Consider the following 4660-nt stretch of genomic DNA (forward strand, 5'->3'; position numbering starts at 1 on the left):
AAGCTTCTCGACCGCGGGCCAGCTGATGTAGAGCCCCTTGCTGGTCTCCAGCACGGCTGCGTCCAGCCACACCTGCGGCGTCTGGACGGACTCGTGCACCATGTCGCCGAGCCAGTCGAACAGCGTCTCGCCCTGGTCGCCGGTGTCCTGCACGAGGGTACTGGTGAAGACGATGGGCATGACCGAGCCGGTGGTCCCGCCGCGTTGGCGTGCCAGTTCCCGCAGTACGTCGACCCCGTTGACGTAGCGGTACTCCAGATCCTCCCAGGCGCGCTCCTGGAGGGCGCGCGCGATGTCCGCGACGCCCCGGTGCTGCTCCAGGTCGACGGGCAGCAGATCGAAGGAGGCGAACTCGCCGACGAGCCCGTCGGCGTCCGGGTGGACCGGCAGCCGGTTGATGACGGTGACGTTGAGGGTGAAGCGGGAGCTGCGCGTCCAGCCGCCGAGGACCGTCGCATAGACCGCGAGCAGCACGGACGAGGGCGTCACGCCCAGGCTCGCGGCACGTTCCTTGACACGCCGCCAGTCGTCCTGGGCGAGGACGTGGCTCCGCGGCGTGAAGCGCGGGGTGTCCAGCTCCGACGGGGACACCGCGAGCGGCAGGTCGGGAGCGGGCGGCAGCTCGGCAGCACGTTCCCGCCAGTAGGCGAGGGACGTCTCGTACAGGGAGGTGCGGCGCACCTGGGCGGCGGCCAGCACGTAGTCCCGGTAGGAGATCTGCAGTTCGGGGAGGGCGGTGCCGAGGTCCGCGTACAGCTGCCGCCACTCCTGGAGCAGGATGCGGATGCTGCCGATGTCGGCGATCAGCAGATCGAAGCTGAGGAACAGACGGGTGCGGTCCTCCGGCAGCAGCACGGCGGTGATGCCGAACAGGGGCCAGGTGTCCGTCGGGCGCATCTCGTGCGAGATGCGTTCCCGCAGCTCCTCCAGCCGGGCCGTGCGTTCGTCCTCGGGGCGGTCGCGCAGGTCGACGGTATCGAAGACGTACGGTCCCTGGTCGGGGAGGATGCGCTGCCTGCCGTCGTCGGTGAGGACGGCGTTGAGCATGGGGTGCCGTCGCAGCAGCACGTTCCACGCGGCCGCGAGCCGGTCCAGGTCGATGCCGGCGTTCTCCACCTCCCAGTAGATGTGGGCGGCGACGTTGCCGAGGTGGAAGTTGCCCATCCGGCCGATCCACTGGGCCTGCTGGATCTCGGTGAGCGGGAACGGCTCGTAGAGGTTCTCCGGATCGGGGACGGCCGTCGGCATCCGGTCCTGCGGGTCGGCCGCGGGGGCGGCGTCGCCGCCGTGATGGGCAAGGAGTTCGGCGATCGCGGCGACGGTGGAGGCCTGGACCAGTTCCCGCATCGGGAGGGCGACACCGGTCTCCTCCTTCAGTCGGGCGACGACCCGGGTGGCGAGCAGCGAGTGCCCGCCGAGCTCGATGAAGTTGTCGTGGACGCCGACGGGGCTGACACCGAGCAGGTCCTGCCACACCGCGGCGACGGTCCGTTCGCGGGCGTCGCGCGGCTCCTGGTAGGGGGTGCTCAGTTCGGGACGGCTGTCCAGGTGTGCCGGTTCGTCGTCCTCGTCGTCCGGTGTGTCGATCACCGGTTGCGCGGCGGTACCCGTGCCGGCGGGTGCCTCGACCCAGTGACGGCGCCGCTGGAAGCGGTATCCGGGCAGCGCGACCCGGTGGCGCGTGCCGCCGGTGCCCTCCAGGGCGTCCCAGTCGATGTCGGCGCCGGAGGCCCACAGGCGCCCGACGGCGGTGAGCAGGAAGTCCTGGGCGTCCGCCTCGTCGTCCGGGCCGGGCATGGTGGGGACGAGTGTGCGGCGCAGCGCACCGTCCGCGCCGCGGGCGAGAGTGGTCAGGGTGCGCCCTGGCCCGGCCTCGACGAGCAGCAGGTCCTCCTGCTCCAGGAGCCGGTCCACGCCGTCGCCGAAGCGCACCGCGTCGCGGGCGTGGCCGGTCCAGTAGGCCGGGTCGGCGATCTGTCCGGCGGTGATCCAGTCGCCGGTGCGGTTCGAGAGGTACGGGACGCGGGGCGCGGCGGCGGTGAGGCCGCGTACTTCCTCGGCGAGTTCGGCGAGCGCCGGCTCGATCATCGCCGAGTGGAAGGCGTGCGAGGTGTGCAGCCGGGTGTGGCCGATGTCGCGGCCCGCGAGTTCCTGCGCGAACGCCTCCACGGTGTCCTGCGGTCCGGAGACGACGCACAGTCCCGGAGCGTTGACGGCGGCCAGCGACAGTCCCTCGGGCATCATCGGAACGAGGGCGGCCTCGTCGAGGGCGACGGAGAGCATGGCGCCGGGCGGAAGCTGCTGCATGAGGGCGCCGCGTCGGGCGGCCAGGCGCAGGGCGTCTGGCAGGGAGAGCGCACCCGAGAGGCAGGCGGCGGTGATCTCTCCGACGCTGTGGCCCAGCAGGGCGGCCGGGCGCAGTCCCCAGCTGCTCAGCAACTCGGCCAGGGCGTACTCCACGGTCACCAGGGCCGGTTGCGCGAACTCGGTGCGCCGCAGGGTGTCGGCGGCGTCGCGCAGTTCGGCGGAGCCGGGGTTCTCCGGGTGGAGCAGGGTGCGCAGGTCGCGTCCGAGGTACGGGCGCAGGGTCTCCGCGCACTCGTCGATGCGCTCGCGGAAGACGCGCTCGCCGGTGTACAGCTCGCGGCCCATGCCGGGGTACTGGCTGCCCTGGCCGGGCAGCAGGAGCGCGATCCGGGCACCGCTCGTGGCCGTGCCGTTCGCGGTCCTCGCCGGGTCGGCGCCGTCGAGAACCTCGGCGGCATCGCCCGGTTCCCTTCCGATGACGATCCGCCGGTGGGTGAAGGCCCGGCGGCCGCTCTGCAGGGTGTGCGCGGCGGCCGGCAGGGCGGGGGCGTCGGGGGCGCGGAGGGCGTCGGCGAGATCGGCTGCCGCGGCGTCGAGAGCTGCGGGGGTGCGGGCCGAGAGGGGAAGCAGTTGCACGGCCCGTGCGGGCGGCGGCGCCGCGGGGCGGTCCGGGGCCTCCTCCAGCACGACGTGGGCGTTGGTCCCGCCGAAGCCGAAGGAGCTGACGCCGATACGCAGCGGGGCCGCGTCCCGTCCCTTCCACTCCTGGAGCCGGTCGCACACGGAGAACGGGGAGTCGGCGAAGTCGATGCGGGGGTTGGGTTCGCTGTAGTGAAGGGTGGGGGCGAGCTGCCGGTTGCGCAGTTGGAGGACAGCCTTCAGGAAGCCCGAGATGCCTGCTGCGCTGTCCAGGTGCCCGATGTTGGACTTGACCGATCCGAGGGCGCAGAAGCCGGTGTCCTTGGTGGAGGTGCGGAACACCTCGTTGAGCGCGGCGACTTCGACGGGGTCGCCGAGCGGGGTGCCGGTGCCGTGGGCCTCGATGGCGGTCACGGTGTCCGGCTCGATCCCTCCGACGCCGAGCGCGGCGGCCACTGCGGCCGCCTGTCCGTGGACGCTCGGAGCGGTGTAACCGACCTTGTCGGAACCGTCGTTGGTGAGAGCCGACCCCTTGATGACGGCATCGACGCGGTCGCCGTCGGCGCGTGCGTCGGCGAGCCGCTTGAGGACGACCAGCCCAGCGCCGTTGCCGCCCACGGTGCCGTTGGCCCGGGAGTCGAAGGGCCGGCAGTGACCGTCCGGGGAGAGGATCATGCCCTCCTCGAAGCGGTACCCGGCATGGTGCGGCACACGCACCGTCGCGCCGCCGGCGAGTGCGACGTCGCACTCGTAGGAGAGCAGGGACTGTGCGGCCATGTGGACGGCGACCAGGGAGGAGGAGCAGGCGGTCTGCACGGAGACGGCCGGGCCCTCCAGCCCGAGCTTGTAGCCGATGCGGCTGGCCAGGTAGTCCTTGTCGTTGGCGATCAGCAGCTCGAATCCGGCGGCGGACGCGTCGACGCTCCGGCCGGGAAGCAGGTTGTTGAGAAGGTAGCCGGAGAGGCTGCAGCCCGCGTACACGCCCACGCCGCGGCCGCCTTCCGGGTGACCGGCGTCCTCCAGGGCGTGCCAGGCACATTCCAGCAGCGCGCGGTGCTGCGGATCGAGGAGAGCGGCCTCGCGTGCGCTGTAGCCGAAGAACCGGGCGTCGAACCGGTCGACGTCTTCCAGCACTCCGCCCGCCCGGACGTAGTCGGGGTCCTGCAGCAGCTCCGGCGGGACGTGGGGGGACAGCTCCTCGTCCGTGAGGGTGCGGATCGACTCCACCCCGTCCCGCAGGTTCGCCCAGAACTCGGTCAGGTCGCGGGCTCCGGGGAACCGTCCGGCCATGCCGATGACCGCGATGTCGCCCGCTTCCTGCTCGAAGGCCGTTGTCATGTGCGTCCTTTCCTCGGATACGCGCCGCACGGTGGGCGTCGGGTCACTTCGCGCGGCGCACTCGGGCCTGGCGGCGCAGGCGCGCGCGGTCGTAGGCGTCCTGGGCCGGCGTGGGCCCACTGGCGGTGCCGGCGAGATGGGTGGCGAGGCGCCGGACGTTGGGTTCGCCGAAGAGCGCCGTGATGGGGAAGTCGAAACCGAGTTCGTCGCGCAGGTCCCGGTAGATCCGGGTGATCGTGAGCGAGTCGAGGCCGAGTTCGAAGAAGTTGTCGAGTACGCCGATCCGTTCGTGCCTGCTGCGCGCGGTCACGACGCCGAGGATGACCTTCTCCAGGCGGGTCTCGGCCGGGGTGTCGTCCAACGCCTCGGGGCGGCT

General features: G+C 72.1%; 2 protein-coding genes. Both read right to left on the reverse strand.

Translation table 11 applies throughout. From position 1 onward, the window contains the following. Positions 1 to 4284, reverse strand: a 4284-nt coding sequence (locus ACL06G_RS21345; protein WP_412788132.1) for a type I polyketide synthase, incomplete at its 3' end; no start/stop codon positions are given. Positions 4285 to 4327: 43 nt separating this feature from the next. Next, on the reverse strand, positions 4328 to 4660 hold a 333-nt coding region (locus tag ACL06G_RS21350), incomplete at its 5' end, for an acyl carrier protein (RefSeq protein ID WP_412788133.1).

Source organism: Streptomyces callyspongiae, assembly GCF_047200695.1.
Taxonomy (GTDB): Bacteria; Actinomycetota; Actinomycetes; order Streptomycetales; family Streptomycetaceae; genus Streptomyces.